At 67.0% G+C, this 26,721-nt stretch carries 29 protein-coding genes; 19 read left to right on the top strand and 10 right to left on the bottom strand.

What is annotated here, in order from left to right:
- Positions 1-9 precede the first annotated feature (9 nt).
- Together DM818_RS09290 and DM818_RS09295 are read left to right on the top strand one after the other, a co-directional pair.
- Positions 10-435: a DUF5791 family protein gene (locus tag DM818_RS09290; RefSeq protein ID WP_123124319.1), complete on the top strand. Its 426-nt coding sequence runs from the start codon at positions 10-12 to the stop codon at positions 433-435.
- Positions 436-627: 192 nt separating this feature from the next.
- On the top strand, positions 628-822 hold the full coding sequence (locus tag DM818_RS09295) for a hypothetical protein (RefSeq protein ID WP_075937037.1): 195 nt from the start codon (positions 628-630) through the stop codon (positions 820-822).
- A 122-nt stretch (positions 823-944) separates the two neighbouring features.
- Here the strand turns inward: DM818_RS09295 and DM818_RS09300 are convergent, their stop codons facing one another.
- Positions 945-1,415 (bottom strand): hypothetical protein, encoded by a 471-nt coding sequence (locus DM818_RS09300; protein ID WP_075937036.1) that lies wholly within the window; start codon positions 1,413-1,415, stop codon positions 945-947.
- Between the two features lie 90 nt (positions 1,416-1,505).
- The gene (locus tag DM818_RS09305; RefSeq protein ID WP_075937035.1) at positions 1,506-1,730 is read right to left on the bottom strand and encodes a hypothetical protein; all 225 of its coding nucleotides are present in this window, start codon (positions 1,728-1,730) and stop codon (positions 1,506-1,508) included.
- Between the two features lie 96 nt (positions 1,731-1,826).
- On the opposite strand from DM818_RS09305, the gene DM818_RS09310 reads away from it, so the two are divergent.
- Both DM818_RS09310 and DM818_RS09315 read left to right on the top strand, forming a co-directional pair.
- Positions 1,827-2,708, top strand: coding sequence for an SDR family oxidoreductase (locus tag DM818_RS09310; protein ID WP_075937034.1), 882 nt, complete (start codon positions 1,827-1,829; stop codon positions 2,706-2,708).
- A gap of 24 nt (positions 2,709-2,732) precedes the next feature.
- Positions 2,733-3,803 carry an aldo/keto reductase gene (locus DM818_RS09315; RefSeq protein WP_075937033.1) on the top strand — a complete coding sequence of 357 codons (1,071 nt, stop codon included), beginning with the start codon at positions 2,733-2,735 and terminating at the stop codon, positions 3,801-3,803.
- Here the strand turns inward: DM818_RS09315 and DM818_RS09320 are convergent, their stop codons facing one another.
- A complete protein-coding gene (locus DM818_RS09320) occupies positions 3,804-4,706 on the bottom strand; it encodes a DMT family transporter (RefSeq protein WP_075937032.1) in 903 nt (300 codons plus the stop codon).
- Positions 4,707-4,790: 84 nt separating this feature from the next.
- The gene (locus DM818_RS14985; protein ID WP_172967042.1) at positions 4,791-4,958 is read right to left on the bottom strand and encodes an HVO_0758 family zinc finger protein; all 168 of its coding nucleotides are present in this window, start codon (positions 4,956-4,958) and stop codon (positions 4,791-4,793) included.
- 80 nt (positions 4,959-5,038) lie between these two features.
- Between DM818_RS14985 and DM818_RS09325 the strand changes: the two genes are divergently transcribed.
- Genes DM818_RS09325 through DM818_RS09335 form a run of 3 tightly spaced genes read left to right on the top strand, consistent with a single transcriptional unit; the run spans position 5,039 to position 7,793 of the window.
- Positions 5,039-6,226, top strand: coding sequence for an MFS transporter (locus DM818_RS09325; RefSeq protein ID WP_075937031.1), 1,188 nt, complete (start codon positions 5,039-5,041; stop codon positions 6,224-6,226).
- 26 nt (positions 6,227-6,252) lie between these two features.
- Positions 6,253-7,344, top strand: a complete 1,092-nt coding sequence (locus DM818_RS09330; protein ID WP_075937030.1) for a glycosyl transferase family 2 — start codon at positions 6,253-6,255, stop codon at positions 7,342-7,344.
- A complete protein-coding gene (locus DM818_RS09335; protein ID WP_075937029.1) occupies positions 7,341-7,793 on the top strand; it encodes a DUF7109 family protein in 453 nt (150 codons plus the stop codon). The genes DM818_RS09330 and DM818_RS09335 overlap by 4 nt, the downstream gene beginning before the upstream one ends.
- Here the strand turns inward: DM818_RS09335 and DM818_RS09340 are convergent.
- Complete coding sequence (locus DM818_RS09340) at positions 7,783-8,043, bottom strand: winged helix-turn-helix domain-containing protein (RefSeq protein WP_075937028.1); 261 nt, start codon at positions 8,041-8,043, stop codon at positions 7,783-7,785. The two genes, DM818_RS09335 and DM818_RS09340, sit on opposite strands and share 11 nt — an antisense overlap.
- A gap of 165 nt (positions 8,044-8,208) precedes the next feature.
- Between DM818_RS09340 and pan1 the strand changes: the two genes are divergently transcribed.
- On the top strand, positions 8,209-9,423 hold the full coding sequence (pan1, locus tag DM818_RS09345; protein WP_075937027.1) for a proteasome-activating nucleotidase Pan1: 1,215 nt from the start codon (positions 8,209-8,211) through the stop codon (positions 9,421-9,423).
- Between the two features lie 412 nt (positions 9,424-9,835).
- Here pan1 and DM818_RS14990 read toward each other — a convergent pair whose 3' ends face one another.
- Together DM818_RS14990 and DM818_RS09350 are read right to left on the bottom strand one after the other, a co-directional pair.
- On the bottom strand, positions 9,836-9,973 hold the full coding sequence (locus DM818_RS14990; RefSeq protein WP_172977313.1) for a hypothetical protein: 138 nt from the start codon (positions 9,971-9,973) through the stop codon (positions 9,836-9,838).
- A 37-nt stretch (positions 9,974-10,010) separates the two neighbouring features.
- The gene (locus DM818_RS09350; RefSeq protein WP_075937026.1) at positions 10,011-10,208 is read right to left on the bottom strand and encodes a DUF5800 family protein; all 198 of its coding nucleotides are present in this window, start codon (positions 10,206-10,208) and stop codon (positions 10,011-10,013) included.
- Between the two features lie 103 nt (positions 10,209-10,311).
- Between DM818_RS09350 and DM818_RS09355 the strand changes: the two genes are divergently transcribed.
- Positions 10,312-11,433 carry a polymer-forming cytoskeletal protein gene (locus tag DM818_RS09355; protein ID WP_075937025.1) on the top strand — a complete coding sequence of 374 codons (1,122 nt, stop codon included), beginning with the start codon at positions 10,312-10,314 and terminating at the stop codon, positions 11,431-11,433.
- A 30-nt stretch (positions 11,434-11,463) separates the two neighbouring features.
- Entirely contained in the window at positions 11,464-12,648 is a 1,185-nt protein-coding gene (locus tag DM818_RS09360) for a redox-regulated ATPase YchF (RefSeq protein ID WP_075937024.1), read from the top strand.
- On the opposite strand, the gene DM818_RS09365 is transcribed toward DM818_RS09360, so the two are convergent.
- The 3 genes from DM818_RS09365 to DM818_RS09370 are packed head-to-tail and all read right to left on the bottom strand — an operon-like array spanning position 12,645 to position 14,675.
- Positions 12,645-13,760, bottom strand: coding sequence for a pyridoxal phosphate-dependent aminotransferase (locus DM818_RS09365; RefSeq protein WP_123124318.1), 1,116 nt, complete (start codon positions 13,758-13,760; stop codon positions 12,645-12,647). The genes DM818_RS09360 and DM818_RS09365 overlap by 4 nt on opposite strands.
- A gap of 37 nt (positions 13,761-13,797) precedes the next feature.
- The gene (locus tag DM818_RS14995) at positions 13,798-13,941 is read right to left on the bottom strand and encodes a hypothetical protein (RefSeq protein ID WP_172977314.1); all 144 of its coding nucleotides are present in this window, start codon (positions 13,939-13,941) and stop codon (positions 13,798-13,800) included.
- Positions 13,941-14,675, bottom strand: coding sequence for a proteasome assembly chaperone family protein (locus DM818_RS09370; RefSeq protein WP_075937022.1), 735 nt, complete (start codon positions 14,673-14,675; stop codon positions 13,941-13,943). Before DM818_RS09370 ends, DM818_RS14995 begins: the two co-directional genes overlap by 1 nt.
- Before the next feature lie 84 nt (positions 14,676-14,759).
- Between DM818_RS09370 and DM818_RS09375 the strand changes: the two genes are divergently transcribed.
- From DM818_RS09375 to DM818_RS09415, 9 genes are all read left to right on the top strand, one after another.
- The gene (locus DM818_RS09375) at positions 14,760-15,470 is read left to right on the top strand and encodes a class I SAM-dependent methyltransferase (RefSeq protein ID WP_075937021.1); all 711 of its coding nucleotides are present in this window, start codon (positions 14,760-14,762) and stop codon (positions 15,468-15,470) included.
- 46 nt (positions 15,471-15,516) lie between these two features.
- Positions 15,517-16,434 carry a glycosyltransferase family 2 protein gene (locus DM818_RS09380; protein WP_075937020.1) on the top strand — a complete coding sequence of 306 codons (918 nt, stop codon included), beginning with the start codon at positions 15,517-15,519 and terminating at the stop codon, positions 16,432-16,434.
- 117 nt (positions 16,435-16,551) lie between these two features.
- Positions 16,552-18,111, top strand: coding sequence for a thermosome subunit alpha (thsA, locus tag DM818_RS09385; RefSeq protein WP_075938410.1), 1,560 nt, complete (start codon positions 16,552-16,554; stop codon positions 18,109-18,111).
- 81 nt (positions 18,112-18,192) lie between these two features.
- Positions 18,193-18,654, top strand: a complete 462-nt coding sequence (locus DM818_RS09390) for a nucleoside deaminase (RefSeq protein WP_075937019.1) — start codon at positions 18,193-18,195, stop codon at positions 18,652-18,654.
- Positions 18,655-18,694: 40 nt separating this feature from the next.
- The gene (locus DM818_RS09395; RefSeq protein ID WP_075937018.1) at positions 18,695-19,597 is read left to right on the top strand and encodes a PhzF family phenazine biosynthesis protein; all 903 of its coding nucleotides are present in this window, start codon (positions 18,695-18,697) and stop codon (positions 19,595-19,597) included.
- A gap of 52 nt (positions 19,598-19,649) precedes the next feature.
- Positions 19,650-21,926, top strand: a complete 2,277-nt coding sequence (gene ppsA / locus DM818_RS09400) for a phosphoenolpyruvate synthase (protein ID WP_075937017.1) — start codon at positions 19,650-19,652, stop codon at positions 21,924-21,926.
- 48 nt (positions 21,927-21,974) lie between these two features.
- Positions 21,975-22,235 carry a DUF7518 family protein gene (locus DM818_RS09405; RefSeq protein ID WP_075937016.1) on the top strand — a complete coding sequence of 87 codons (261 nt, stop codon included), beginning with the start codon at positions 21,975-21,977 and terminating at the stop codon, positions 22,233-22,235.
- Between the two features lie 18 nt (positions 22,236-22,253).
- Positions 22,254-25,829, top strand: coding sequence for a chromosome segregation protein SMC (gene smc, locus DM818_RS09410; RefSeq protein ID WP_123124317.1), 3,576 nt, complete (start codon positions 22,254-22,256; stop codon positions 25,827-25,829).
- Positions 25,829-26,707: a segregation/condensation protein A gene (locus DM818_RS09415; protein WP_075937014.1), complete on the top strand. Its 879-nt coding sequence runs from the start codon at positions 25,829-25,831 to the stop codon at positions 26,705-26,707. Before smc ends, DM818_RS09415 begins: the two co-directional genes overlap by 1 nt.
- The last annotated feature ends 14 nt before the right edge of the window (positions 26,708-26,721 follow it).

The raw sequence follows: 26,721 nt of genomic DNA on the forward strand, positions 1-26,721 counted from the left end.
AGCCGGGGTATGCTCCACGACCTCGTTGCTGACCCGGGCGACCACTCGGGGACGGAACTGTACGACGCGATGGTAGCCGAACTCGCCGCCGGCGTCGAGTCGGTCGGCGTCGACGCCATCGCCGCCGAGACCGACGTGCCCGAAGCCACGCTCCGTGACCTCGTCGCCGGCGACCAGCCCGAACTCACCGTCGAGGAAGCAGCCGCGATTCTCGCCGTCATCGAGGACGACCACGCCGGCGATATCGTCGCGCTCTCGCGGGACGCCATCATGATGGGGATGTCACAGGCCGTGCTCGACGTGGAGGCGCTGGCGGCCGACGCCGGCGACGAACTCGAACCCCGCGAGGTCCAGTCGAAAATCGAGGGGCGGTTCCCGATGACGCTGCGGGAGTTCGCACTGTTTCACGCGACGATTCAGGCACAGACGGTCTGAAACGCTGTTCCACTCGCGGTCTCGGGCGCTGATACCTGCCTGGCGTACACAGCGGCTCACCTCGATAATCGGGGACGTGCCGGTCGTATCCCCACTGTCCAAACTGTGACGCAAATCGCTAAGGACAGATGATGACTCGAACCCTCCGAGAAAGCACAAGGATTACAATTCGACATATCAGTCACGCTACACATGAGTGAAGGTTCAATACCGAAGCTCGTTGTAGACGAAAAAGTAGAAATCGCCGTGTCTCTGGCGGGTATCCTATTGGTCTGTGCAGCCACCTACCACGTTGCGAACACAGGGAATTGGGAACCGCTGTCGGCGACAGCTGCTGGACTGGCACTCATCGTTCTGTTCGTCACGTCTGAGGAATACGCAACCTAGCTACTGACCGTTCTATAGTTCAAACGGCGGAACGAACAGTAGTCGCTCGTCCACTGCATTCTCTGTCTCTCTCGCGTCTCCCTCTCAAATCCCGAGGATCTCAACCGAGCCCCAACGATCGATCACGGTTGCGTTCTGGCGACGTACCACTCGTACCCGTATCCCAGCAAAGCGCCCAGTGGCACGACGACCGGGAGGGTGAACAGTCCGCCGTATACGGCGAAAGACCCAGCGAAGGAGATGGCCTCGGACACCGACCCGGCGAGCGTGCTCGCGGACCCGTCTGTTATCGAGGCCAAGACGCCGATGAATGCCCTAAAGAGAGAGATGGAGACGGCTGCCGTGGCGGCCCCTGCGATGGCACCGTAGACCGGCGTCGGTTCATCCGGCATCCCTACACGCCAGACGAGCGTCGCAACGGAGAGCGTGATGACGGGCGTGACAAGCACCGCGAGGAACGCCAGCGGAGTCCCACGGAGGCCGACCTGACCGACGTTCCAGAGCAGGTAGCCGACGACAGCGAGGAACGCGGACCCGCCGGCGGCAAACCCCGCCCTGACCGCTCTGTGAGAGAATACTGGAGAATCGGCCATACTTCGATTGGCCCACACTTGCGGCCACGCGGCAATAAGCGTGTGACGACTGTTCACCCCGATCGTCACCACTCACTCGTGCCCGACGACTCAGCCGGCGACCTCGGCCACCTGCACGAGGATGCCCGGCACAATCACGAGTAACAGCCCCACCACGACGAGCGCGGCGGGCACAAGCACCGTCACGTCGGTGACGACGAACAGCGCGATGCCCGCGAGGATTGCGAGCAGACCGACGAGCCGGAACAGCCACGTGAGTGCACCTTCCAACCCGGCGTCGGCGGCGATATCCATCACGTCCAGTAGCTCGTCCATACGGCAGGCCCCACGCGCCGGCGGCAAAAGAACCACGACAGGAGGTCCGCGCCGGCGACGAATCGGCTAAGGGCCGCCCGCCCGAACACGCGGCAAATGAGAGTCGCAATCTTGGGCTGCGGTTACGTCGGCTTGGAACTGGCTCGCCAACTCACGCCCGACCACGAGGTCATCGGGGTCCGGCGGTCGAAGCTCGACGTTGTCCGCGAAACCGGCGCACAGGCCGTCGAAGCCGACGTGACCGACGCCGACGCACTCGCTGAAATACCCGACGTGGACGCGCTCGTCTTCGCCGCCTCCTCCGGGGGCCGAGGAGCCGAGGCCGCCCGCGAGGTGTACGTCGAGGGGTTGGAGACGGCTATCGACGCCTTCGCCGACCGCGAATCCTCGCCCGACCAGCTCGTCTACACCTCCTCGACGGGCGTGTATGGCGACCACGATGGGAACTGGGTGGATGAATCCACGCCAATCGAGCCGACGACCGAGAAGACCGCCGTGCTCGCGGAAGCCGAACGCATCGCCACCGAATACGCCGCCGAGCGCGGCATCGACGGCACCGTCGCCCGCTTCGCCGGGCTGTACGGCCCGGACCGCTACCGCCTCGACCGCTACCTGGAAGGACCGGTGACGGCCGGCTATCTGAACATGATTCACCGCGACGACGCGGCGGGCGCGGTCGCGCACCTGCTCGACGGCGTCGAGCCGTCGGTCGTCAACGTCGCCGACGACGAACCGGCTTCGAAACACGACTTCGCCGACTGGTTGGCCGACCAGTGTGACGTGCCACGTCCGGACAAGCGGACGAAACAGGAGCGACTCGACGAGGGTGACCTCTCGGAGCCGGCCCAACGCCGGATTCTCACGAGCAAGCGCGTCAGTAACGACCTGCTCCACGAGGTCGGGTACGAACTCGATTATCCGACGTATCGAGAGGGGTACGCCGCGGCGGTGGCGGCGTATCGCGAACGCAACCGTTAGTCTCCGTCGCCCCGAACGCGGGGTATGAACCGCGACGCGTCGTGGGAATATCGCAACGAGTTCCACGAGTCGTTCGCCCGCACCTACTTCCGTCGGTTCGGCGACGGCCTCGTCTCCTCGGTCGGTATCGGCACCTACCTCGGCGACGCGACCGACGAGCGCGACGACGCCTACTACACCGCCGTCCGCGAGGCGCTGGCGACGGGTGTCAACGTCATCGACACGGCAATCAACTACCGCCACCAGCGCTCCGAGCGCGTTGTCGGCCGCGCCATCGCCGACAGCGACGTAGACCGCGACGCCGTACTGCTGGCGACGAAGGGCGGCTTCGTCCCGTTCGACGGCGAGCGTCCCGACGACCCCGGACGGTACGTGCGCGAGGAGTTTTCCGACTACGAGTTCGTCCGGGGGAACTGTCTCGACCCCGACTTCGTGGGGGAGTCGCTCGACCGGTCGCTCGACAATCTCGGCGTCGAGTCGGTGGACCTCTACTATCTCCACAACCCCGAGATGCAACTGGAAGAACACGACTCCGAGACCGTCTACGACATGATCGAGGCGGCGTTCACGCGGCTGGAAGAGCGGGCCGCGGCGGGCGACATCAACCACTACGGCGTAGCGACGTGGGAGGGGCTGCGCGTGCCCGCGACCCACGAGTCGTATCTCTCCTTGCCCGAACTCGTGCGCAGGGCGCGGGCGGCCTCCGACGCCGCCGGAACGACATCGACGCATCTCCGGGCGCTCCAGCTCCCCTTCAACGTCCGGATGGCCGACGCGTTCACCGTCGAGAGCCACGCCGGACCGGAGGGCCAACAGAGCGCATTGTGGTTCGCCCACGAGGCCGGCCTCGACGTGTTCGCGAGCGCCCCACTGCTGCAGGGTGAACTTGCGGTGGAGGGTGGACTGCCGGACGGGGTCGCGGAGCGACTCGACGGCGAGACGACCGCACAGAAGGCCATCAACTTCGCCCGGTCCGCGCCGGGCGTGACGAGCGCCCTCGTCGGGATGGGGACCGTAGCGCACGTCGCGGAGAACGTCGCCGCCGGGGAGTACTCCCCGCTCGGCGCGGACGGCTTCGACGCCGTCTTCGAGTAGTTACCGGAGCCGAGCCAGCTCCTCGGCGACGATTTCTCGCTCCAGCAGAGAAACGCCCGCGAGCACGACGAAGAAGCCGACGACGGTGGCGAGGTTGATCGGTTGCTGGAGCACGACTAGCCCGACCAGCGCGGCGACGATGGGGACGACGTAGCCGACGAGGTTCGTCCGCACCGGGCCGATCGCGCCGAGCAGGTGGTAGTAGATGGGGTAGGCGAACGCGGTGGAGGGAATCGCGACCAGCAGGACGGCGAAGACGACACCGCGGGTGCCGCTGGTCACGACCGCCTCGCCGGCCGCGAGACTGCTCGCGTGGAGGATGACGGCTCCGAGCGCCATCGACCACGCGGCCATCGGGAGACTCGGGAGCGGCGGCTCGATGCGCCGGAGCAGGACGCTGCCGACGGCGATACCGGCAGCGGCACCGAGGACGTACAGCTTCGCGACGGTCGAGCCGGCGGTGAGCGTCTCCGGCGTCGGCTGGACGATGACGACCACACCCACGAGGCCGATGAGGACGCCGACCGCGTCGCGGGCGTCGAGTCGGTCACCGAGGATGCCGATGGCGAAGACGGGGGCGAGAATCGGGTTCAGCGCGTACATCACCGACGCCGTCGCGGGGGTAATCGACTGCTGGCCCAAGAACAACAGCCCGTTGTTGGCGGCGATGAGCGCAATCCCGCCGACCGCGATGGCGAGAAAGTCACGCGGGTCGGTCGGATACCACGCATCGTAGCGAAGGGCAGCAAACACGAGCAGCAGCGGCGCGGCGATGTCGAACCGGAGGCCGGCGAAGAACAGCGGCGGCAGCGCGTCGAGGCCGGTCTTGATACCGATGAAGGAGAGGCCAAACAGCACCGCGAGCGTGAGAAACAAGCCGGCGTTCCGGTAGCGACCGGTCACGCGCGGTCACCGACTGGAGCACGAACTGTCAGCAGTTCCATACCGACACAACGCCCACAGATGCGAAAGGCCGTTCGGTCCCGGCTACAGCTCCTTGTACTCGCGGTCGCAGTCCGGACACGAGCGAATCTTGCCGACGCCGTCGTCGGTGTCGCGCGTCGCGAGCGACTCCCCGCAGTGGGCGCAGGTCAGCCGCTCGTAGGTGTCTTTCTCGATGTCGCCGGCGCGTAGCCCTTGTCGAACGGTGTCCATACCCCGGCGTTCGGGACGAGGGGTCAAAACCGCTGGGTCGGCTTCGACAGCCTCTAACGGCGGCCCGACCGAGCCGGTGTGTGTCCCGTCGTCGGCTCTTCGCATCGCTGTGTTCGATGGTGTTCCTCGTCAATCTGGCGCGTGTCGTCTTCGCGCCGCTTATCGAGCCGGTAGCGGCGGATTTCAACGTCACCCCCGGAACGCTGGGCGTCGTCACGAGCGCCGCGTGGCTCGGAAGCGCGCTCCCGCGGATTCCGACCGGCTGGCTGCTCACCCGGGTCGCCCGCCACCGGGTCGTCGTCGGTGCCGGCGTCGTGTTGACGCTGGCCGCGGCGGTCGCCGGTTCCGCCCCCAGTATTCCGCTGCTCGCCGGTGCGGCCTTCCTGATGGGGTTAGCCTCGGGCGTCTACTTCATCGCCGCCAATCCGCTCGTCGCCGAACTGTTCCCCGAGGGCGTCGGAAACGCGCTCGGCATCCACGGGATGGCCTCACAGATGGCCGCCGCGCTCGCGTCCGTCATCGTGCTCGCGGTCATCGCCGTGACGGACGACTGGCGGGCGACCTTCGCCGCCATCGCCGTCGTCGCCGCGCTCGTGACGACGGTACTGTTCATCATCGCCCGCCGCACCGACCTGCCCGACGCGGGGAGCGAGGACCGGGACCTGCTGGCTGCCACCCGCGCGCAACTCCCCATCGTGTTGACCGGCATCCTCATCACCGGCTCGCTCGGCTTCGTCTGGAACGGACTGTTCAACTTCTATCCGACGTACATGCAGACCAAGCAGCTGGACCCCGCGACGGCGAGTCTGCTGTTGTCGGTGTTGTTCGGGGCGGGCGTGCCGTCGTTCTTCGTCGGCGGCCGACTCGCCGACCGGGTCTCGAACGTGCCGCTGTTGTTGAGTATCGCGACCGGCTTCATCGCCTGTCTGTTCGTGCTCCCGCACGTCGCGGGGCTGTGGCCGCTGGTCGCAATCACCGTCGCCACCGGTTTCATCATCCACCTGCTGTTCCCGACGGTCGACACGTATCTGCTCGGGTCGCTGCCCGACCAACACCGGGCGTCGGCGTACACGGCCTACTCGGCGACGATGATGATCCCACAGGCGCTCGGTGGCGGCGTCGTCGGGCGACTCACGGACGCCGGCTACGCGTTCGATACGCTGTTCACCGGGCTGGCAGGTGGCTTGGCGCTTATCTTTGTGGGCGTCTTCGTGCTCTACCGGGCAGACCGGCTCCCGGCGCGGCGGTTCACAGAGACGAACCAATAAACGTCTCCCGGCCGTCGTGTCCGGTAATGGAGTACGTGCAGGAGCAGGTGACGACGCTCCACGACTTCGGCGACGCACGCCCGACCGCACCCACGAACCGCGCGGCCGTCGTCGTCCCGATGACCGAACGCGAACACGGCTCGCTGGCAGCCGAACAGGTGTTCACGGCCTTAGAGTCGGTCGCGCCCGACCGGGTGGTGGTCCCGCTGCGCGCGGACGCGACGGCGGCACCCGCCGTCATCGACTGGCTCGACGAGTTCGCGCTCGACATCGAGCCGCTGTGGTGTGACGGGCCGCGACTCGGTGATTTGCTCGCCGACGAGGACCTCAACGGCACTCGCGGCAAGGGACGCGACGTGTGGCTCGCGCTCGGCGTGGCAGCCGAGTCGCCGTACGTCGCGGTCCACGACGCCGACGCGACGAGCTATTCGGCCGAGCACGTCCCTCGACTGTTGTTCCCGCTCGACCACGGCTACTCCTTCTCGAAGGGGTACTACGCTCGCGTGGAAAACGGACAACTGTACGGGCGACTGTTCCGCCTGCTGTACCGACCGCTCGTCCGGGCGCTCGCGGCCGACAACGACGCCGACGTGCTCGGCTATCTGGAGTCGTTCCGGTACGCGCTGGCCGGAGAGTTCGCCGCCACGAGCGAGACGGTGCGGTCGCTGCGCGTCCAGCGGGGCTGGGGGCTCGAAGTCGGGACGCTTGGTGACGCCTACGCGGCCGCCGGCTTCGGCGGGAGCGCACAGGTGGATTTGGGTCGACACGAACACGACCACCGCGCCGTCTCCGGGCCCGCCGGCCTGACGACGATGGCGGACCAGGTGGCGGCCGCGCTGTTGCGTGTCGTCGAGCAACACGGGGTCGCGCCCGACTACGAGACGCTCCCCGACCGGTACGAGACGGCGGCGACCCGGCTCACCCGCGCGTACGCGACGGACGCGGCGTTCAACGGGCTCTCCTATGACCGCGAGGACGAGCGCCGACAGGTGGCCGAGTACGCCGACTCGGTTCACCCGCCCGGCGAGGATACGCGACTACCGGCGTGGACGGACGCACCAGTCTCGCCCGACGAGGTGCGGGAGGCCGCCCGGCGAGACGTGGAGGCGCTCCGGTGACCCTCTCGCCCGACGAGGTGGCCGGCGTGGTCGACCTGTTCGGCGAACTCTCGCCGACGGAGTTGGCCCGCGCCCGCGAGGAACTCGGCTACCGGCTGGGCGAGGCGATTCCCGAGACGGACGTGCGGGCGGCCGTCCGGGCGTACACGCTCGTCCCGTACGAGCGCGACGGAGAGCGCCGCATCGCGGTCGGGCCGACGGCGTTTCCGGTGATTCCCGACGGCGGCGAGGACCTCCCACACATCCTCGATATCGAGCCGCGCACGCCCGAGCGGGACGCGCTCGTCGCCGCCGCACTCGACCGCTTTCGCGAGGCGAGCCTGTTGGCGCTCCGGATCGAGCGAGCGGGGGCGTGCGAGCGGCTGGTGGACGTGAGCTACGACATCGAGGCGTGGGCGGACGTGTCGCTCGGCGCGATTCGCGAGCGACTCGACGCGGCTACTCGATAGCGAGCGTGTAGACGCGTTTTCGCGCGTCGGTGAAGGAGAATCGCGACGCGACGACGCCACACTCCTCCAGTCGGGAGAGGGCGTATCTGACCGTCCGGGTCGGCAACAGCGTCTCGTCGGCCAACTGCGACTGCGTGAGCCTGTCTTCGTGTTCTAACGTCTTGGCGACGAGCTTCGCGCTCGGCGGGAGCTCGCGGACGGCTTCCCAGCCGTCGGCGTCGTCTGTCTGCTCGGATTCGGTGGCGCTCATTACCCACACGAGTGGATGCGAACAAATAATACTTTCTCAATAAAGATTACTATGGAACATACAGTAACCACGGCGTAACCGGGTGATATCCGGAGAGGGCGGCGCGAAACGGTCGGATTTCGTGCCACCCGAAGCCTCTTATAAGTACACGCGCTACATAGAGTAATGACTGACACTGTCGAGAACATTGATCTCCCGTACGACGAGGGAGACTCGAAGCAGGAGAAACTCGACTCGCTGCGCGAGCAGCTGGAGACCATCGAGGCGCAAAACGAGGAGATGCGCGACAAGCTGTTGGACGCGAACGCGGAGAACAACAAGTACCAACAGAAGCTCGAACGGCTCACCCACGAGAACAAGAAGCTCAAGCAGTCGCCGCTGTTCGTCGCGACGGTCCAGGAGCTGACCGACGAGGGCGTCGTCATCAAACAGCACGGCAACAACCAGGAGGCGCTGACGGACGTGACCGACGAACTCCGGGAAGACCTCTCGCCAGACGACCGCGTCGCCGTCAACAACTCCCTGTCCATCGTCAAGCAACTCGACGACGAGACGGACGTTCGCGCCCGCGTGATGGAGGTCGAACAGAAGCCGGACGTGGGGTACGAGGACATCGGCGGCATCGACGCCCAGATGGAGGAGGTCCGCGAGACGGTCGAACTCCCGCTCAAGAGTCCGGAAATGTTCGACGACGTCGGTATCGACGCCCCGAGCGGCGTCCTGCTCCACGGTCCGCCGGGGACGGGGAAGACGATGCTCGCGAAGGCCGTCGCGAACCAGACGGACGCCACGTTCATCCGGATGGCCGGCTCCGAGCTGGTCCACAAGTTCATCGGCGAGGGTGCAAAGCTCGTGCGTGACCTGTTCGAACTCGCCCGCCAGCACCAGCCGGCGGTCATCTTCATCGACGAAATCGACGCCATCGCCTCCAAGCGCACCGACTCGAAAACGTCGGGCGACGCCGAGGTCCAGCGCACGATGATGCAGCTGCTCGCCGAGATGGACGGCTTCGAGGAGCGCGGCGACATCTCGATTATCGCCGCGACAAATCGGTTCGACATGCTCGACCGCGCCATCCTCCGGCCGGGTCGCTTCGACCGGCTCATCGAGGTGCCGAAGCCCGACGCCGAGGGGCGTGAGCTCATCTTCGAGATTCACACCCGCGACATGAACGTCGCCGACGAGGTCGACTTCGCGGAACTCGCCGACATCGCCGCCACCGCGTCGGGTGCGGAGATCAAGGCCGTCTGTACGGAAGCCGGGATGTTCGCGATTCGCGACGACCGGACGGAGGTCCGCACGGAGGACTTCGAGCAGGCGTGGGCGAAAATCGACCACGAGGACGAGGAGTCCAGCGAGGTCTCGAAGACCTTCGCATGAGAACCTTTTCCAGCCTCGGGTGCGCGTAGCGCACCGCTCGGCTGCAAAACGTTCATGAAAAGACCGCAGCCGGCGCTCACGTCGTTCGCGCCGGTGAACCGCTCGCTCGCGCTTGCTCGCGAGCAGATGCTTTCTGCGTCCACGAGCCTCCCCAGCCGACTCCGTCGCTCACTGCGTTCGCTTCGTCGTCCCTCGCGCGAGCGACGGCGCGCACGAGGCGCGCCAAGCCGCACGCCGCTGCACGTCGACACTGTCCCAGGGCAGACCGCCACCGCAACGCTCTGCGTACAGTTCAAATAGGAAGCCGCGGCCAAACCGCCCATCACCCGAGACTGGCGGTAGTGGGCCACGGCGGGAGCACAGCCCACCTGCTACCGAGCGGTGCGTGGGCTGTCTGTTCGCCAAGCCGGCGCTACAGGAACATGAACAGCGCGTACGGGATACCGAACAGCAGGACGGTCATCACGGCGAGCACGACGCCGTAGCTCGCGGCCGTGCTCAGGATGGCTCGCCACGACGGGTGGTCGTACGCGCTGATATCGGGTGCCATACCATCGTGTTCGGAGCGACTCGCTTAGTGGTTCCGGTCAGGCGAGGATATCGCTGACGCGGCGCGGCTCCCCCGACAGCGACGGCTCTTCTTCCACCAGCTTCAGCACCTCGTGGTCGGTGACATCCGGGTAGTCCTTCTGGGTGGCGTCCTCGATGAGCGGCTTCTCCAATCGGAACTCCGTCCCCTCGTACACCACGTCGACACCCTGCTCGTCGAAGGAGAGAATCGTCATAGCTCCCGTACTCCGTGCGCGAGCAAAAGCCGCACGCTCCGGCGCGTCGTACGCCCGTCTGACGCCCCGGAGGGATTATGTGTCGGCATATCCAGACACAGATATGTCACTCCGGTCCGACCCGCTGGACCGACTCGCAATCCCCGACGGCACCCACGTCGAGGAACACGACCTCGTCGCCGACGGCGACATCATCGTCGGCGGGCAGTCGACCGTCGAGTTCGGCGTCCGCGGCCAGAACGTCGTCGCCGGCGAGCGCGTCAAGTTCGGCGGCGACATCGAGGCCGACGGCGACTGCCGACTCGACATGTGGTGTGACGTGGACGGGAACGTCCTCGTCGGCGAAGACGCCTACCTCGGCGAGCGCGTCCACATCGCCGGCCAACTCATGGTTTCTGGCGATATTGACATCGGCGACGACGTGGATATCGAGGAGGGGTTCGAGGCCAACGGCTGGATCGTCATCCGCAACCCAGTACCGACGGTGGTCTTCCTGTTCATCTATCTCGCCCAGCTGCTCCGACTCGGCGAGGAGGAAGCAGCGGAGGAAGTGTTCGAGACGCTCGACGCCGACCGGGAAGCCGACCCCGTGCTCATCCCGCGCTCGTCGCACGTCTCCGACGACGCGTGGCGCGTCTCCACCCCCGCGAGCGTCGGGTCGAACTGTCGGCTCCACGGCAACATCCGCGCGACCGAACTCGACATCGGCACCGACACCGAACTGTTCGGGAGCCTCCGCGCGAAATCCGACATCACCATCGGTGCGAACACCGCGGTCCACGGCGACGTGACGACTCGCGGCGGGACGGTCACCATCGGTCCCGGCGTCCACATCCGCGGCGACGTGGCCTGTGAACATCTCGAACTCGACGACCGCGCGACCATCGACGGGACGCTCCGCGCCCGCGGCGAGATTCAGGTCGTCAGCAGCGAGATTCCGGTCACCGACACCGGCGAAGACGACGTAGAGCCGGCCATCGTCCGCGTCGACGGCGAAACCGACGACGAGCGTCCCGGTGTCGAAGCCGCCGTCGTCGAGGTCGAACAGGCCGTCCGACGGGTCGAAGACGACGAGGCGGCCGATACCAGCGATGCGGACGACACGGGAAACCAGGAGCCGTCCGAGACCGTCGCGATTCCCGACGCCGAGGAGACGGCAGACGCCGAGGAGGGCCACAGCGACGACGGTCTCGCCGGGGCGCTCGCCGAGGCGGAAAAGCGGTAGGCCCTTCTATCGCCCCCCGATACCGGGTGTATGCTCTCGGTCGCGCTCGCCGGCAAGCCGAACGCCGGTAAATCGACGTTTTACAAGGCCGCGACGATGGCCGACGTGGACATCGGGAACTACCCGTTTACGACCATCGACCCGAACCGCGGCGTCACGCACGTCCGCACGGAGTGTCCGTGTCTCGACCGCGACGAGCGGTGTGGCAACGAGAACTGCCACGACGGGAAGCGGTACGTCCCGGTCGAACTGCTCGACGTGGCCGGGCTCGTCCCCGGTGCCCACGAGGGGAAGGGACTGGGCAATCAGTTCCTCGACGCGCTCTCGAACGCCGACGTGATACTGAACGTCGTGGACGCCGCCGGCGGCACGAACGCCGAGGGCGAACCGGTCGAGACGGGCAGCTACGACCCCACGAACGACGTCGAGTTCATCGAACGCGAGATGGACCTCTGGATTGCGGGTATCCTCACGGACAACTGGGAGACGGTCACCCGGCAGTCCCGCTCGCCCGACTTCGATATCGACGACGCGCTGACGGAGGTGCTCACCGGCGTCGGCGGGACGACCGCGAGCGTCGCCCGCGTCCTCCGGAGCGTTGAGTATCCTGACGCGCCACAGGCATGGGAGGACGAGGACCGCGAACGACTCGCCGAGGCGTTCCGCCGTGAGACAAAGCCAATCGTCGTCGTCGCCAACAAGGCCGACATCGCCCCCGAGGAGAACATCGAAGCACTCCGTGAGACCGCCACCGGTCCGGTTGTCCCCTGCACGGCGGAGGGTGAACTCGCGCTCCGAACCGCGAGCGAGGCCGGCGTCATCGACTACGACACCGGCGACGCCGACTTCGAGATTCGGGGTGACGTGTCCGACGCACAGGCGGACGGGCTTGACCAGATTCGCGACGTGATGGCTCAGTTCGGCGGAACGGGCGTCCAGACCGCTCTCGACACCGCCGTCTACGACCATCTCGACCAGATTACGGCCTACCCAGTCCAGAACGAGACACGCTGGACGGACGGACAGGGGAACGTGCTCCCGGACGCGTTCTTACTCGATACCGGCGCGACCCCGAAGGACCTCGCGTACGCCGTCCACTCGGATATCGGCGACGGCTACCTCCACGCGGTCGACGCTCGCGCCGACCGCCGGGTCGGCGAGGACCACGAACTCACGGAAGGGGATGTCGTCAAAATCGTCTCGACCGCGAGTTAGCTGACGCGGTCGGTCGCCGCCCGCATCGCGTCGAGCGCCTCCTTCAGCGTTTCTACGTCGACTGCATAGGAGATACGCGCGTGGCCAGCGCCGTGCTCGCCGAACGCCTCACCGGGGACAACGACGACGCCCTCGTCGATGACCGCGTCGATCCACCCGTCGGGGACGCGCGGCATCGCGTAGAACGCTCCCTGCGGCGTCGGCGTCTCCAACCCCATGTCGGCAAGCCCGTCGAGTAGCACGTCGCGGCGCTCGTGGAAGGAGTCGCGCATCTCCGCCACGACGTCCTGCGGGCCGGAGAGGGCGGCCTCGGCGGCGTACTGTGCCGGTGCCGACGCACAGGCCTGCACGTACTGGTGGACCCGGAGCATGCGCTCGATGCGGTCGGTCGTCGAGGTGACCCACCCGAGCCGCCAGCCGGTCATCGAGTAGGTCTTCGAGCAGGCGTTCACGACGGCGACGTTTTCGCCGAACTCCATCGGCGAGCGGTGGTCCCCCTCGAAGATGATTCGTTCGTACACCTCATCCGAGAGACAGAGCACGTCGTGCTCGTCGGCGATGCGGGCGAACTCGCGCATATCCTCGGGCGACTGCACCGTCCCCGTCGGATTCGCCGGTGAGTTGACGACGAACACGGCGGTGTCGTCGGTAATCGCCTCCTCGACGGCCGCGGGGTCGAGCGTGAGGTCGTCGCGCAGCGCGACGGGTTTCGGGGTGCCGCCCGCGAGCTTCGTCAGGGCGTCGTAGGCGACGAAGCCGGGGTCCGGAAAGATGACCTCCTCGCCCTCGTTCACGTGGGCCTCCATCGCGAGGTGGAGGGCTTCGCTCCCGCCGGCGGTCGCGATGACGTCGTTCGGGTCCATGTCGAGGTCGTTGTCGCGGGCGTGTTTCTCGGCAATGGCCTCGCGCAGTCCGATTGTCCCCTTGTTCGAGGTGTACGCGTCTACCTCGCCGGCTTCGATGGCCTCGATTGCGCCGCGGCGCGCGTGCGCCGGCGTCGGGAAATCCGGCTGCCCCAAGCCGAGATTGATGGCGTCGTCGCTCGCGGCCTCGAACACCTCGCGAATCCCCGAGATGGAGATGGCCTCCACCCGGTCCGAAAAGCGTGACATACCGGAGCAAGCGACCGGACCGGATTAACGGTTCCCGTTAGCTCTCGCGTTCGCGCTTGAGTTCGTCGACGTAGCTGCGGAGCTTGCGGAGCGTGGCGTCGGGGTCGGCGTACCCTTCGTCGTACTCCTCGAACGCGCGGTCGGCCTTCCGGATGAACTGGTCGAGGGCGTCGTCGCTCATTACTGGAACCCCCGGATTGCCGTCGCCTTGGTCGACTCGTCGTCGCCCTCGTGGACCTGCTGGGCGAGTCGCTCACGGGCGGCGCGAATCTCCTCTGCCCGCTCGACGAGCGTGTCGGTCTCGATGTCGACACCGATGAGCGGTTCGATGGCGCGTCTGATGACCGCGCGTGCCGCCTCGGGGTCGGGGAACTGCACCTCGCTCTGGGCGATGAGCGCGACGCCGTCGAGGTCGCGCTTGTTCGCGGCGTGGACGAGCGCACCCGTCGGGCCGGAGATGAGACCACCCTGCTCCGGGGGCGTCACGTCGGTGTCGGCCAGCCGGTCGGCTCCGTCGCCGGTCGCGATGCCGTAGACGCCCGGCACCTCACCTTTCTCCTCGGGGAGCCCCGAGAGAAACACCGGAAAGACGGATTCGGATTCGAGCCAGCCGACGAGACAGTCGGTGAACGCCGACGCCTGCGAGGGGGAGACGGGCACGTCCGACTGGAGCACGAGCAACTCGCGGTCGTCGTCGCCGTAGATGCGCACCGGCGGCATCGTCTCCATCGACTCGCCCCGGTAGACGGACACCTGCGGAAGCCCGTCACAGTAACACGAGCCGACCCACTCCAAGTCGAGTTCCTCGACGAGGTGGTCGGCGGCGATTTTCCCGACCAGCCCCGCGCCGGGTAACCCTTCGATGAGCGTCGGCTCGTCGAACGTCGCGTCGGCGTGTATCTCGACTTCTGCCATGGCCGGCGTTCGGCGCGGCGGGGGATAAATACTCCACACCGCGGTTCAATACGTTCATAAGTCAGGCGCGAGCAGTCGCGCATAGTGAAGGGAGCCGAGTGGTACCAGGCCGACGACGTTGCCGAGGAGTACGACGACAAGCGATTCTCCCGGGGCGGACAGCTCATCGACGAGCGGGAGCGTGAGGCCGTGCTCCGCGCGCTCGCCCCGCTCGAGGGAAAGAAGGTGCTCGAAGTCGCCTGCGGGACGGGCCGATTCACGGCGATGCTCGCGGAGGCGGGAGCCGACATCGTCGGCGTCGATATCTCCGCCCCGATGCTCCAGCAGGGCCGCCAGCGCGCCCGCGAACTCGGCGTGGAAGACCACCTCCAGTTCATGCGCGGCGACGCCGCCCGCCTCCCGTTCCCGGACGACCACTTCGACGCCGTCTTCGGGATGCGGTTTTTCCACCTCGCGGACACGCCGGCGTCGTTCCTCGGCGAGATGGCCCGCGTCTCGAACTCGCAGGTGTTCTTCGACACGTTCAAGCGCAACTCCACGCGCTCCATCTACAACTGGCTGCTCCCGATGGGGTCGCGACTCTACAGCGACGAGGAAGTGTCCCGACTGCTCTCGGGGGCGGGACTCACCCTCGCCGGCTCGGAACACGACTTCGTCGCGCCGTACGGCTTCTACCGGCAGGTGCCGAACGCCCTCGCCAAGCCCGTCCGCCGGCTGGACAAGGCGGTCGGCGAGACGCCGCTCGGTCGGCCGCTCGCGTCCGTCTCCTACTGGAACGCCACCGTCTCGGAGTGAGCGACGACACCGGCGCGTTTTTGCCGGTTCGCCTCGCAAGCCGGGTATGAAGCTCTCGGTCGTCGTGCCGACGCTCAACAGCCGCGACCAGCTCGCGGCCTGTCTCGACGCGCTTTCTGCCGCCGACCCGACCGAGTGTATCGTCGTGAACGGTCCCTCCGCCGACGGCACCTCCGGGATGTGTCGCGAGCGCGACGACGTGGACGTGCTCGTCGAAATCGACGCCCGGAACGTGAACGTCGCCCGCAACGCCGGCATTCAGCGCGCCCGCGGTGACGCCGTCGCCTTCGTCTCGCACGACCTCGCCGTCGACGCCGGCTGGACCGACGCCGTCGAGCGCGGTCTCGCCGACGCCACGGCCACGACCGGACCCGTCCACGCCCCCGACGAGCCGGCTCCCGACGGCCCCGAATCACGGACCATCGGCGGGCGCGAAGTCACCTATCTCGACGGCGGCAACGCCGCCTTCTCGCGGGACGTACTCACGGAACTGGACGGCTTCGACGAGTCGCTCGACGTGGGTGGGGCACGCGACATCGCGCACCGGCTCGCCGCAATCGGGGAGTCCGTCCGCTGGGAGCCGTCGATGACCGCGACCAGACGCAGCGACACCGCGGTACAGCCGTCCGTCCTCGCCGACGGCGGCGACGGACCCAACTGGCAGTGGCGCTACCGGTCGCTCACCTACCGGCTCGTGAAGAACTACGGGCTCCGCCCGACGGTCGCCTATCGAGTCACTCGCCACGCCGTCGCCGACGGTGCCGATACCGCACGCGACGTGCTCGGCGGCGAGGGGACGCCCTCGCGGTGGGCGGGGAACGGCCGCGACGTGTTCACCGGCACGCTCGGCGGGCTGGCGAGCGGCATCCGCGCGCGACTGGGCGACCGGACCCCCCGCCGAAATCCGAACGGTCTCTCGGCGCGCGCCGACCGCGCGGTCGCCGTCCACGACCGCCGCGACTGACGTGGGGCGTGTTCACACGCCTCCCGTCTGGTGGTTCGCTCCACACCGGAGCGCAGCATTTATATAGAACTGCAGACCACATATCAGATGATTATGGCTCAACAGCAACAGCGCGCGATGGGCGGACAGCCCATGTTCATTCTCTCCGAGGACGCAGAGCGAACCCGCGGCGAGGACGCGCAGTCGTCGAACATTCAGGCCGGCAAGGCCGTCGCCGAGACGGTCCGCACGACGCTGGGTCCACGCGGGATGGACAAGATGCTTGTCTCCGACTCCGGAGACGTCGTCATCACGAACGACGGGGCGACCATCCTCGAGAAGATGGACATCGAACACCCGGCGGCACAGATGATTGTCGAAGTCGCCTCCACACAAGAGGAGGAGGTCGGCGACGGCACGACGACCGCATCCGTGCTCGCCGGCCAACTGCTCGCGCAGGCCGAGGACCTGCTCGACGACGACGTACACCCGACGACCATCGTCGAAGGGTACCACGCCGCGAGCCAGCTCGCGCTCGAAGCCGTCGACGACATCGTGCTCGACGAGGAGCTCGACGACGACCTGCTCCAGTCGGTCGCCGCCTCCTCCATGACGGGGAAGGGGACCGGCGACATCGACGCGGAGTCGCTCGCCGAGACCGTCGTCGCCGCCGTCCGCCACGCCGAGACCGGCGACGGCATCGCGCGCAACGACATCGCGCTCCGCACCCAGACGGGTGCCGGCGCGTCCGCCACCGAACTCGTCGAGGGCGTCATCTCCGAGGAGGAGCCGGCCCACGCCGCGATGCCCCGGTCCGTCGAGGACGCCAACGTCGCCGTCCTCGACTTCGACCTCGACTTGCAGGAGGCCAACATCGACGCCGAGTACAACGTCACCGACGTGAGCCAGCTCGAGCAGGCCCTCGACGCCGAAGAGGAGGAGCTTGCGGGCTACGCCGACGCGCTCGTCGACGCCGGCGTCGACGTGGCGTTCGTCACGGGTGACATCGCCGACCGCGTCGCCTCCATCCTCGGCAAGGAGGGCGTGCTCGCCGTCGAGAGCGTCTCCGACGACGACGCCTCCGCCATCGCTCGCGCGACGGGCGCGACAACCGTCGGCTCGCTGCAGGACCTCGAATCGTCCGACCTCGGCCACGCCGACTCCATCCACGTCGAGAGCTACGGCGGCGACGACCTCACCTTCGTCGAGGGCGGCGACAACGCCGAAACCGTCACGCTGTTTGTGCGCGGCGGCACGGAACACGTCGCCGACGAACTCGAACGCGCGCTCAACGACGCGCTCGATGTCGTCATCGCAGCACTCACCGAGGGCGGTGTCGTCCCGGGTGCCGGCGCGACCGAAATCGCCATCGCCGACGCCGTCCGCTCCGGCGCGACCTCCGTCGAGGGGCGCAAGCAGCTGGCCGTTGAGGCCTTCGCCGATGCGGTCGACGTGCTCCCGCGCACGCTCGCGGAGAACACCGGTGTCGACCCGATTGACGCGCTCGTGGACCTGCGCAACCGCCACGACAGCGAGGGTGTTGCGGGGCTCATCTCCGAGGGCCAGTCCGGTAACGTCGGTAACCCCGTCGACGCCGGTATCCTCGACCCCGCGGCCGTCAAGCGCGAGGCCGTGGAATCCGCGACCGAGGCCGCCACGATGATTGCCCGTATCGACGACGTCATCTCGTCGAGCTAATCCCGGTCGTCTTCTTCATTTTTCAACTCGGTAGCCGCGGCACTCGCCCACACTCAAGTCCGTCGCCCGCGAGGGTCGCGTATGGACATCGACGCACTCGACCACGAACAGCACATGGAGCGTGCCCTCGAACTAGCGCGAGAAGCCGGCGACCGCGGCGACGAGCCGTTCGGCTCCGTGCTCGTCCGCGACGGCGAGGTCGTCATGGAGGAGGGAAACGCCGTCAACTCCGCCGACGATATCCGCCGGCACCCGGAGTTAACGCTCGCACAGCGGGCCGCGAGTGCGTTCACCCGCGAGGAGTGCAGGGAGGCGGTCATGTACACGAGCACGGAGCCGTGTGCGATGTGTTCGGGCGGTATCTACATCGCGAAGCTCGGGGGCGTCGTGTACTCCGTCTCCGCGGAGCGGGCCGGCGAGGTGGCGAACAACGACCTCGTGGTACCGTCGGCCGACATCTTCGAGCGCGGCAGCGTCGAGATTCCGGTCGTCGGGCCGGTGTTGCCAGACGAGGGCGAACGGATTCACACCGAGTGGTGGTAGAGACGCAAGCTTTCTGGCACGCCGGAGCGACGACCCGAGCATGACCCGCCGCGCCCTGCTCGTCGACGCCTTCACGGAGGAACCGTTCGCCGGCAACGCCGCCGGGGTCGTCCCGGACGCCGACGACCTCTCCGCCGCGCAGATGCAGGCCATCGCGAGTGAACTCGGCGCATCGGAGACGGCGTTCGTACGCGAGAGCGACGCGGCCGACCGCCGGCTCCGCTACTTCACGCCGACCGAGGAGGTCGACCTCTGTGGCCACGCGACCATCGCGAGCCACGCCTTCCTCGCCGACGAACTCGGCGACGGCACCCACACCCTCGAAACGAACGTCGGCGTCCTCGACATCGAACTCGACGGCGACACCGTCTGGATGCGACAAGACGAGCCTGAGGTCGCGGAGGTGGACGTGACGTACGCCGAGGTGGCCGAGACGCTCGGCATTCGCGAGACCGGGCTGTCGGGGCTCGGCGCTGACCTGCCGCTCGCGCGCGCTTCGACCGGCCTTCCGTTCCTGATGGTTCCCGTCGAGTATCTCTCGGACCTGAGCAAGATGGCTCCAGACATGGCGGCGATCGAGACACTCGCCGCGGACCACGACTGCCGGGGAATCTACGCGTTCACCTTCGACACGCTCGAAGCCGAGTCGACGCTTCACGGTCGGTGTTTCGTCCCGAGTGCCGGCATCCCGGAAGACCCCGTGACCGGGACGGCGTCCGGGGCCTGCGGGGCGTATCTCGACCGCTTCGGCGCGTTCGACCCCACGCCCGAGGAGATGCTGTTCGAGCAGGGGCATTTCCTCGACCGCGACGGACTCGTCCGCGTGGACGCGAGCGCGGCGACGACCGAGGGTCGAGTCCGGGTGGGCGGGACCGCCGTCACAGCCCTCGACGGCGAGATACAACTGCCTGCGGACGACGACGACGAGATTCTGGAGGCGTAGCGATTGTCGCTATCCGAACGACCTAAGGTAGCGGGATAGGAACGCTCAGGTAATGACACAGGGCGCGGAGGACGTGGTCCGCTGGCTCGACGCACTCGGCTCGGATGACCTCGCCGCCGTCGGCGGGAAGGGGGCGTCGCTCGGTGAGATGACGAGCGCCGGACTGCCGGTGCCGCCGGGCTTCGTCGTCACCGCCGGGAGCTACCGCTCGTTCATCGAGGAGACAGGCATCGCCGAGGAGCTGTTCGCGGCCGTCGACGTCGACCCCGACGACTCCGGCGCGCTCGCGGAGGCCGAAGCGCGCGCCGAACAGCTCATCCTCGAGACCGAGATGCCCGAGTCGATGCGCGAGGCGATTCTCGACGCCTACGCCGACCTCGACGACGGCGACGCCTTCGTCGCCGTCCGGTCGTCGGCGACCGCGGAGGACCTGCCGGACGCCTCCTTCGCCGGCCAACAGGAGACGTTCCTCAACGTGCAGGGCGAGACGCTCATCGAGCGCGTCAAGGAGTGTTGGGCCTCGCTGTTCACCCAGCGGGCCATCTACTACCGCAACGAGCAGGGGTTCGACGACAAGGCCGTCGATATCGCCGTCGTCGTCCAGCGGATGGTCGACGCCGAGAAGTCGGGCGTGCTCTTTACCTCTCACCCGTCGACGGGCGAACCGAAGCTCATCATCGAGGCCGCGTGGGGGCTCGGCGAGGCCGTCGTCTCCGGCTCCGTCTCGCCGGACAACTACGTCATCGACCGCGAGACGGGCGAGGTGCTCGAACACACCGTCGCGGACAAGAAGCTCCTGATGGAGAAGGACCCCGAGACGGGCGAGACGGTCGAACGCGAGGTGAGCGAGGAGAAGCGCACCGCGCCGGTGCTCGAACCCGAGGAAATCGAGCGATTGGCCGAGCTCGGCGACCGCGCCGAGGCCCACTACGACAGCCCGCAGGACGTGGAGTGGGCGCTCGTCGACGGCGAGGTGTACATGCTCCAGTCGCGACCGATTACGACGATTCCCGACGACGCAGACGAGTCGGCGGAGTCGGCCGCCGACGAGAACGACGGGGACGTGCTCGTGCGCGGGCTCGGTGCCTCGCCGGGTATCGTCGCCGGGCCGGTGCGTATCGTCCGCAAGCTCGACCAGCTCGACAAGGTCGGGGAGGGTGACATCATCGTCACCGAGATGACGACACCCGACATGGTGCCGGCGATGAAACGCGCCTCCGGTATCGTCACCGACGAGGGCGGGATGACCTCACACGCGGCCATCGTCTCGCGCGAACTCGGCGTCCCGGCCGTCGTCGGGGCGGGCAACGCGACCGAGACGCTCTCAGACGACCAGCCCGTCACGATGGACGGCGACAAGGGGACGGTGACGGCCGGCGAGGCCGAACCCGAGGAGGAGACCGAAGAACACGCCGACGTGCGGCCCCAAAACCCCGTGAAGCCGATGACGGCCACGGAGGTGAAGGTGAACGTCTCCATCCCGGAGGCGGCCCACCGCGCCGCACAGACCGGGGCCGACGGCGTCGGCCTGCTCCGCATGGAGCACATGATTTTATCGACGAACAAGACGCCCGAACGGTACATCGACGACCACGGCGAGGAGGCGTACATCGAGGAAATCGTCGAGGGGGTCCGCGGCGTCGCGGACGAGTTCTACCCCCGACCGGTTCGGGTCCGCACGCTCGATGCGCCGACCGACGAGTTCCGGCAGCTAGAGGGGGGCGACGACGAGCCACACGAGCACAATCCGATGCTCGGCTACCGCGGGATTCGCCGCTCGCTCGACCGGCCCGACACCTTCGCCCACGAACTGGAGGCGTTCCGTCGGCTGTTCGAGATGGGCTACGACAACGTCGAAATCATGCTCCCGCTCGTCAACGACGCCGAGGACGTACTCAAGGCGCGCAAACTGCTCGAAGCGCAGGGTATCGACCTCGACAAGCGGAAGTGGGGCGTGATGGTCGAGACGCCGGCGGCGGCACTCACCGTCGAGTCGATGTGTGAGGCCGGCATCGACTTCGCCTCCTTCGGGACGAACGACCTCACCCAGTACACGCTCGCCGTGGACCGCAACAACGAGAACGTCGCCGACCGGTTCGACGAACTCCACCCCGCCGTCTTGTCGCTCATCGGTGACGTCATCGAGACGTGTCGCGAGCACGACGTGGCGACGAGCATCTGCGGACAGGCCGGCTCCAAGCCGGAGATGGTTCGCTTCCTCGTCAACGAGGGCGTCTCGTCGATTTCGGCGAACATCGACGCCGTGCGCGACGTGCAACACGAGGTCAAGCGGGTCGAGCAGAAGCTGCTGCTCGACTCCGTTCGCTGACCCGTTGTCTGACGCGGATTTATACGTCTGTAGTGTGCGAATAGAGCTATGAGTGGAAATCGCGTGGAGGAACTCGAAGAGACCGTCACCGAACTGCAGGCGACCGTCGCGGGCCTGACCGACGAACTCGTGGAGACGAAGGAACGACTCCACGCCGTCGAGGACCACCTCGGCTCGGACCTCGACGACGTGGTCGGCAGCTCCGACATCGTCGACGGCGACGCCGGCGCGTCGACGGACGCGGAAGCTAAGGAGTCGGAGTCGAATGATGAGGAAAGCGCCGGCAGCGACGAAATCATCGTCGCGTAAGCCGGCCACCCTCCCCGCATGTACATCAAAGAGCTGGTCTTAGACGATTTCAAGAGCTTCGGGCGCAAGACCCGAATCCCCTTCTACGAGGACTTCACTACCATCAGCGGGCCGAACGGCTCCGGAAAGTCGAACATCATCGACTCCATCCTGTTCGCGCTCGGTCTCGCCCGCACCTCCGGCATCCGTGCGGGGAAGCTGACGGACCTCATCTTCGACCCCGGCGACAGCGACGACGACAGCTTCGCCGGCGAGCGCGAGGCGACCGTCGAGGTCATCCTCGACAACGAGGACGACACCCTCACCCGCGAGCAGGTGGTCTCTGCGGCCGGCAGCGAGGATATCGGCGACACAGACGAGATTCGGGTCCGCCGCCGGGTCAAACAGACCGAGCCGGACAACTACTACTCCTACTACTACCTGAACGACCGCTCGGTCAACCTCTCTGACATCCAGGACCTGCTCGCCCAAGCCGGCGTCACCCCCGAGGGGTACAACGTCGTGATGCAAGGCGACGTGACCGAGATCATCACCATGTCGCCGTACGCGCGCCGCGGCATCATCGACGAAATCGCCGGCGTCGCCGAGTTCGACGCGAAGAAAGAGGACGCCTTCGAGGAACTCGAGACCGTCCAAGAGCGCGTCGACGAGGCCGACCTCCGCATCGAGGAGAAGCGCGACCGGCTCGACCAGCTGTCCGAGGAGCGCGAAACCGCTCTCCAGTACAAGGAGCTTCGCGAGCAGAAACAGGAGTACGAGGGGTATCTCAAGGCCGCGGAACTCGAGGAGAAACGCGAGGCGCTCGCCGAGACCGAAGCCGACCTCGACGCCCGCGAGGACGAACTCGACACGGAAAAGCGGGAACTCGACGAGCGGCAAGGAAAGGTCACCCGCCTCGAAGAAGACCTCGCCGACCTCAACCGCGACATCGAACAGAAGGGCGAGGACGAACAGCTCGAAATCAAACGCGACATCGAGGAGCTGAAAGGCGACATCAGCCGGTTCGAGGACAAAATCGAGACGCAACGCGAGCGCATCGAGGAGGCGGAAAACAGCCGCTCGCAGGCGTTCGTCCAAATCGACCGCAAACAGGAGACGGTCGATGACCTCGAAAGCGACATCCGGGACAAGAAGGTGCAGAAGGCGTCGCTGAAGGCCGACCGCGAGGAGAAGCAGGCCGCCCTCGACGAGGTGGAAGCCGAGATTGCGGAACTCGACACCGAGTACGAGGAGCTCCGTGCGGCTATCGACGAGCGTCGCGAGCGACTCGACGCCCTACGGGATGAGAAGAACGAACTCCAGCGCGAGCAGGACCGCCTGCTCGACGACGCGCGCCGACGCTCCAGCGAGAAACGCGAGACCGAATCGGACATCGAGACGGCCCGCGAACAGATACCCGACATCGAAGCCGAGCGCTCGGATTTGGAGTCCGAACTGGAAAAGGCCGAGGCGAATCTCGAGACCATCTCCGAGGTCGTCGACGACCTGAAAGCCGAGAAGGCGAGCCTGCAGGACGACCTCGACGACATCGAGGACAAGATCGCGAGCAAACAGCAGGAGTACGCCGAAATCGAGGCACGGGCCGGCGAGTCGGGCGACTCCTCGTTCGGCCGTGCGGTCTCGACGGTTCTCAACGGCGACCTCGACGGCGTTCACGGTGCCGTGGCGCAACTCGGCTCCGTCTCGCCGGAGTACGCCGAGGCGTGTGAGACGGCCGCCGGCGGGCGGATGGCGAACGTCGTCGTCGACGACGACTCCGTCGGCCAGCGGTGCATCGAGTACCTCAAATCGCGCAACGCCGGCCGCGCGACCTTCCTCCCGATGACGGAGATGCACTCCCGCGGTCTGGGGTCGACGCCCGCCATGCCCGGCGTCGTCGACTTCGCCTACAACCTCGTCGACTTCGACCCGCAGTACGCCGAGGTGTTCTCCTACGTGCTCGGAGACACCCTCGTCGTCGAGGACATGGAGACGGCCCGCGACCTGATGGGCGACTACCGGCTCGTCACGCTGTCGGGCGACCTCGTGGAGAAGTCCGGCGCGATGACCGGCGGCTCCACCTCGGGGTCGCGCTACTCCTTCGAGAAGGGCGGCGAGGGACAGCTCCAGCGCGTCGCCGAGCAGATTCAGTCGCTCGAAGACGAGCGCAGTTCCATCCGCGAGGACATCCGCGACGTGGACGACAGGCTCGACGACGCCCGCGACCGCAAGAGCGACGCCGCCGACAAGGTGCGCGACATCGAGTCGTCCATTGAGCGCAAAGACGAGGAGCTCGCCGCCGTCGAGGCGGAAATCGAGTCGCTGGAAGCCGACCTCGACGATATCGAGTCGGCCCGCGAGGAGACGCAGGCCGAGATGGAAGACATCGAGTCGCAGCTAGAGGCGAAGGCCGACGAAATCGAGACGCTCGAAGCCGAAATCGAGGAGCGCCAGACCGAACTCGAGAACTCGGAGGTGCGTGAACTCAACGAGCGCGCCGAGGCGATTCGCGAGGACATCGACGACCTCACCGACCGGATGGACGCCATCGACGGCGACCTGAACGAACTCTCGCTGGAAAAGCAGTACGCCGAGGACGCCATCGAGGACCTCCACGACACCATCGAGTCGGCACAGAACAAGAAGGCCGACGCCGAGGGGAAGGTCGAGGAGTTCGAGGCCGAAATTGAGACGCGCGAGGAGACCCTGGCGGAGAAACGCGAGGCAGTCGCCGAACTGGAGGAGGAACTCGCCGACCTGAAGGAGGAACGCGAGCGGCTGCGCGAGACGGTTCGCGAGGCGAAGGAGGCCCGCGACGAACAGCAGACGACGGTCGCGAACATCGAGAGCGACATCGCCGACCTGCGCGAGGAGCGCGAACGGCTCGAGTGGGAACTCGAGGAGCTGGAAGGCGAGGTCGGCGACTACGACGCCGAGGAGATTCCCGACCTCTCCAGCGTGAAGGGCCAGATTACCAAGCTGGAAAACCTGATGGAAGAGCTGGAGCCGGTGAACATGCTCGCCATCGACGAGTACGACGAGGTGGAGGCCGACCTCGACACGCTCGAAGAGCAGCGCGCCACCTTACAGGAAGAGGCCGACGGCATCCGCGAGCGCATCGAGGAGTTCGAGACGCGCAAGCAGGCGACGTTCATGGACGCCTTCGAGGGTATCAACGAGGAGTTTCAGGATATCTTCGCGCGCCTCTCCGACGGCTCGGGAGAGCTCACGCTGGAGAATCCCGAGGACCCCTTCGACGGCGGGATGACGATGAAGGCGCAGCCGCGCGACAAGCCCGTCCAGCGGCTCGACGCCATGTCGGGCGGCGAGAAGTCACTGACCGCGCTGGCGTTCATCTTCGCCATCCAGCGGTACAACCCCGCGCCCTTCTACGCGCTCGACGAGGTGGACGCGTTCCTTGATGCGGCCAACGCCGAGATGGTCGGCGAGATGGTGGACGACCTCGCGGGCGACGCCCAGTTCATCGTCGTCTCCCACCGGTCGGCGCTGCTCGAACGCTCCGAGCGCGCCATCGGCGTGACGATGCTCGATGAGAACGTCTCGGCCGTCACCGGTATCGACCTGAGCGAACAGGGGGTGCCGGCAGACGACTGATGCGCGACGACGACATCCCGCTCAACATCGCCGGGCACGAGGACGAAAAGCGAGACCGCGAGGAGGAGGGAGTCCTCTCGGAGTTCGACGTGACGGAGTCGGACGACGACGAGGTGGAGCCGGTCGAACTGCTCGTCCAGCTCGCGAAAGACGGCGAAATCGAGCCGTGGGACATCGACATCGTCCGCGTCACCGAGGAGTTCCTCGACCGGCTGGACGAGGCCGACCTCCGGGCCGGCGGTCGCGCGCTGTTTTACGCCTCGGTCCTCCTGCGGATGAAGTCCGACGCGATGGTGGCCGACGACGAGCCGGAGCCGGACCCCGAACAGGAGCCGTGGGACGCGCCGATGGACGACGACCACGACCCGTTCGCCGCGTTGGAAAGCGAAATCGACCGCCGGCTCGACCGGAAACACGCCCGCGGCACGCCACAGACGCTCGACGAGTTGGTGCGTGAACTCCGCGACCGGGAGCGCGAGACGGCACTGAAGGAGTCGCGCAGCTACGACACCTCCGACTCCGCGAGCGGGTACGCACGGGGGACACAGACGCTCTCGTACCACGGTGGGGACGACTTCCGGATGGACGACGAGCCCCGAGAGGCGGACGCGCTCGGAACGGCTCACGACGAGCACATGGAGGATATCGTCTCCGACGTGTATCTCGCCTGCCAGCAACAGTACGACAAGGGGCGCGACGAACTGCTGTTTGCAGAAATCGAGGGGGCCGGTGGAAGCCGCGTCGACACGTTCCTCGGACTGCTCTTCTTAGCACACCGCGGCCAGGTCTCGCTCCAACAGGACGACCTGTTCGGCGACCTGTGGATTCAGGACCCGGCGGCCGTCTCCGAGAAAGCAGAGGCCGTCGCCGACGACTGACGGGCGGCGATAAA

It is taken from the genome of Halosegnis longus (assembly GCF_009663395.1).
Lineage (GTDB): Archaea > Halobacteriota > Halobacteria > Halobacteriales > Haloarculaceae > Halosegnis > Halosegnis longus.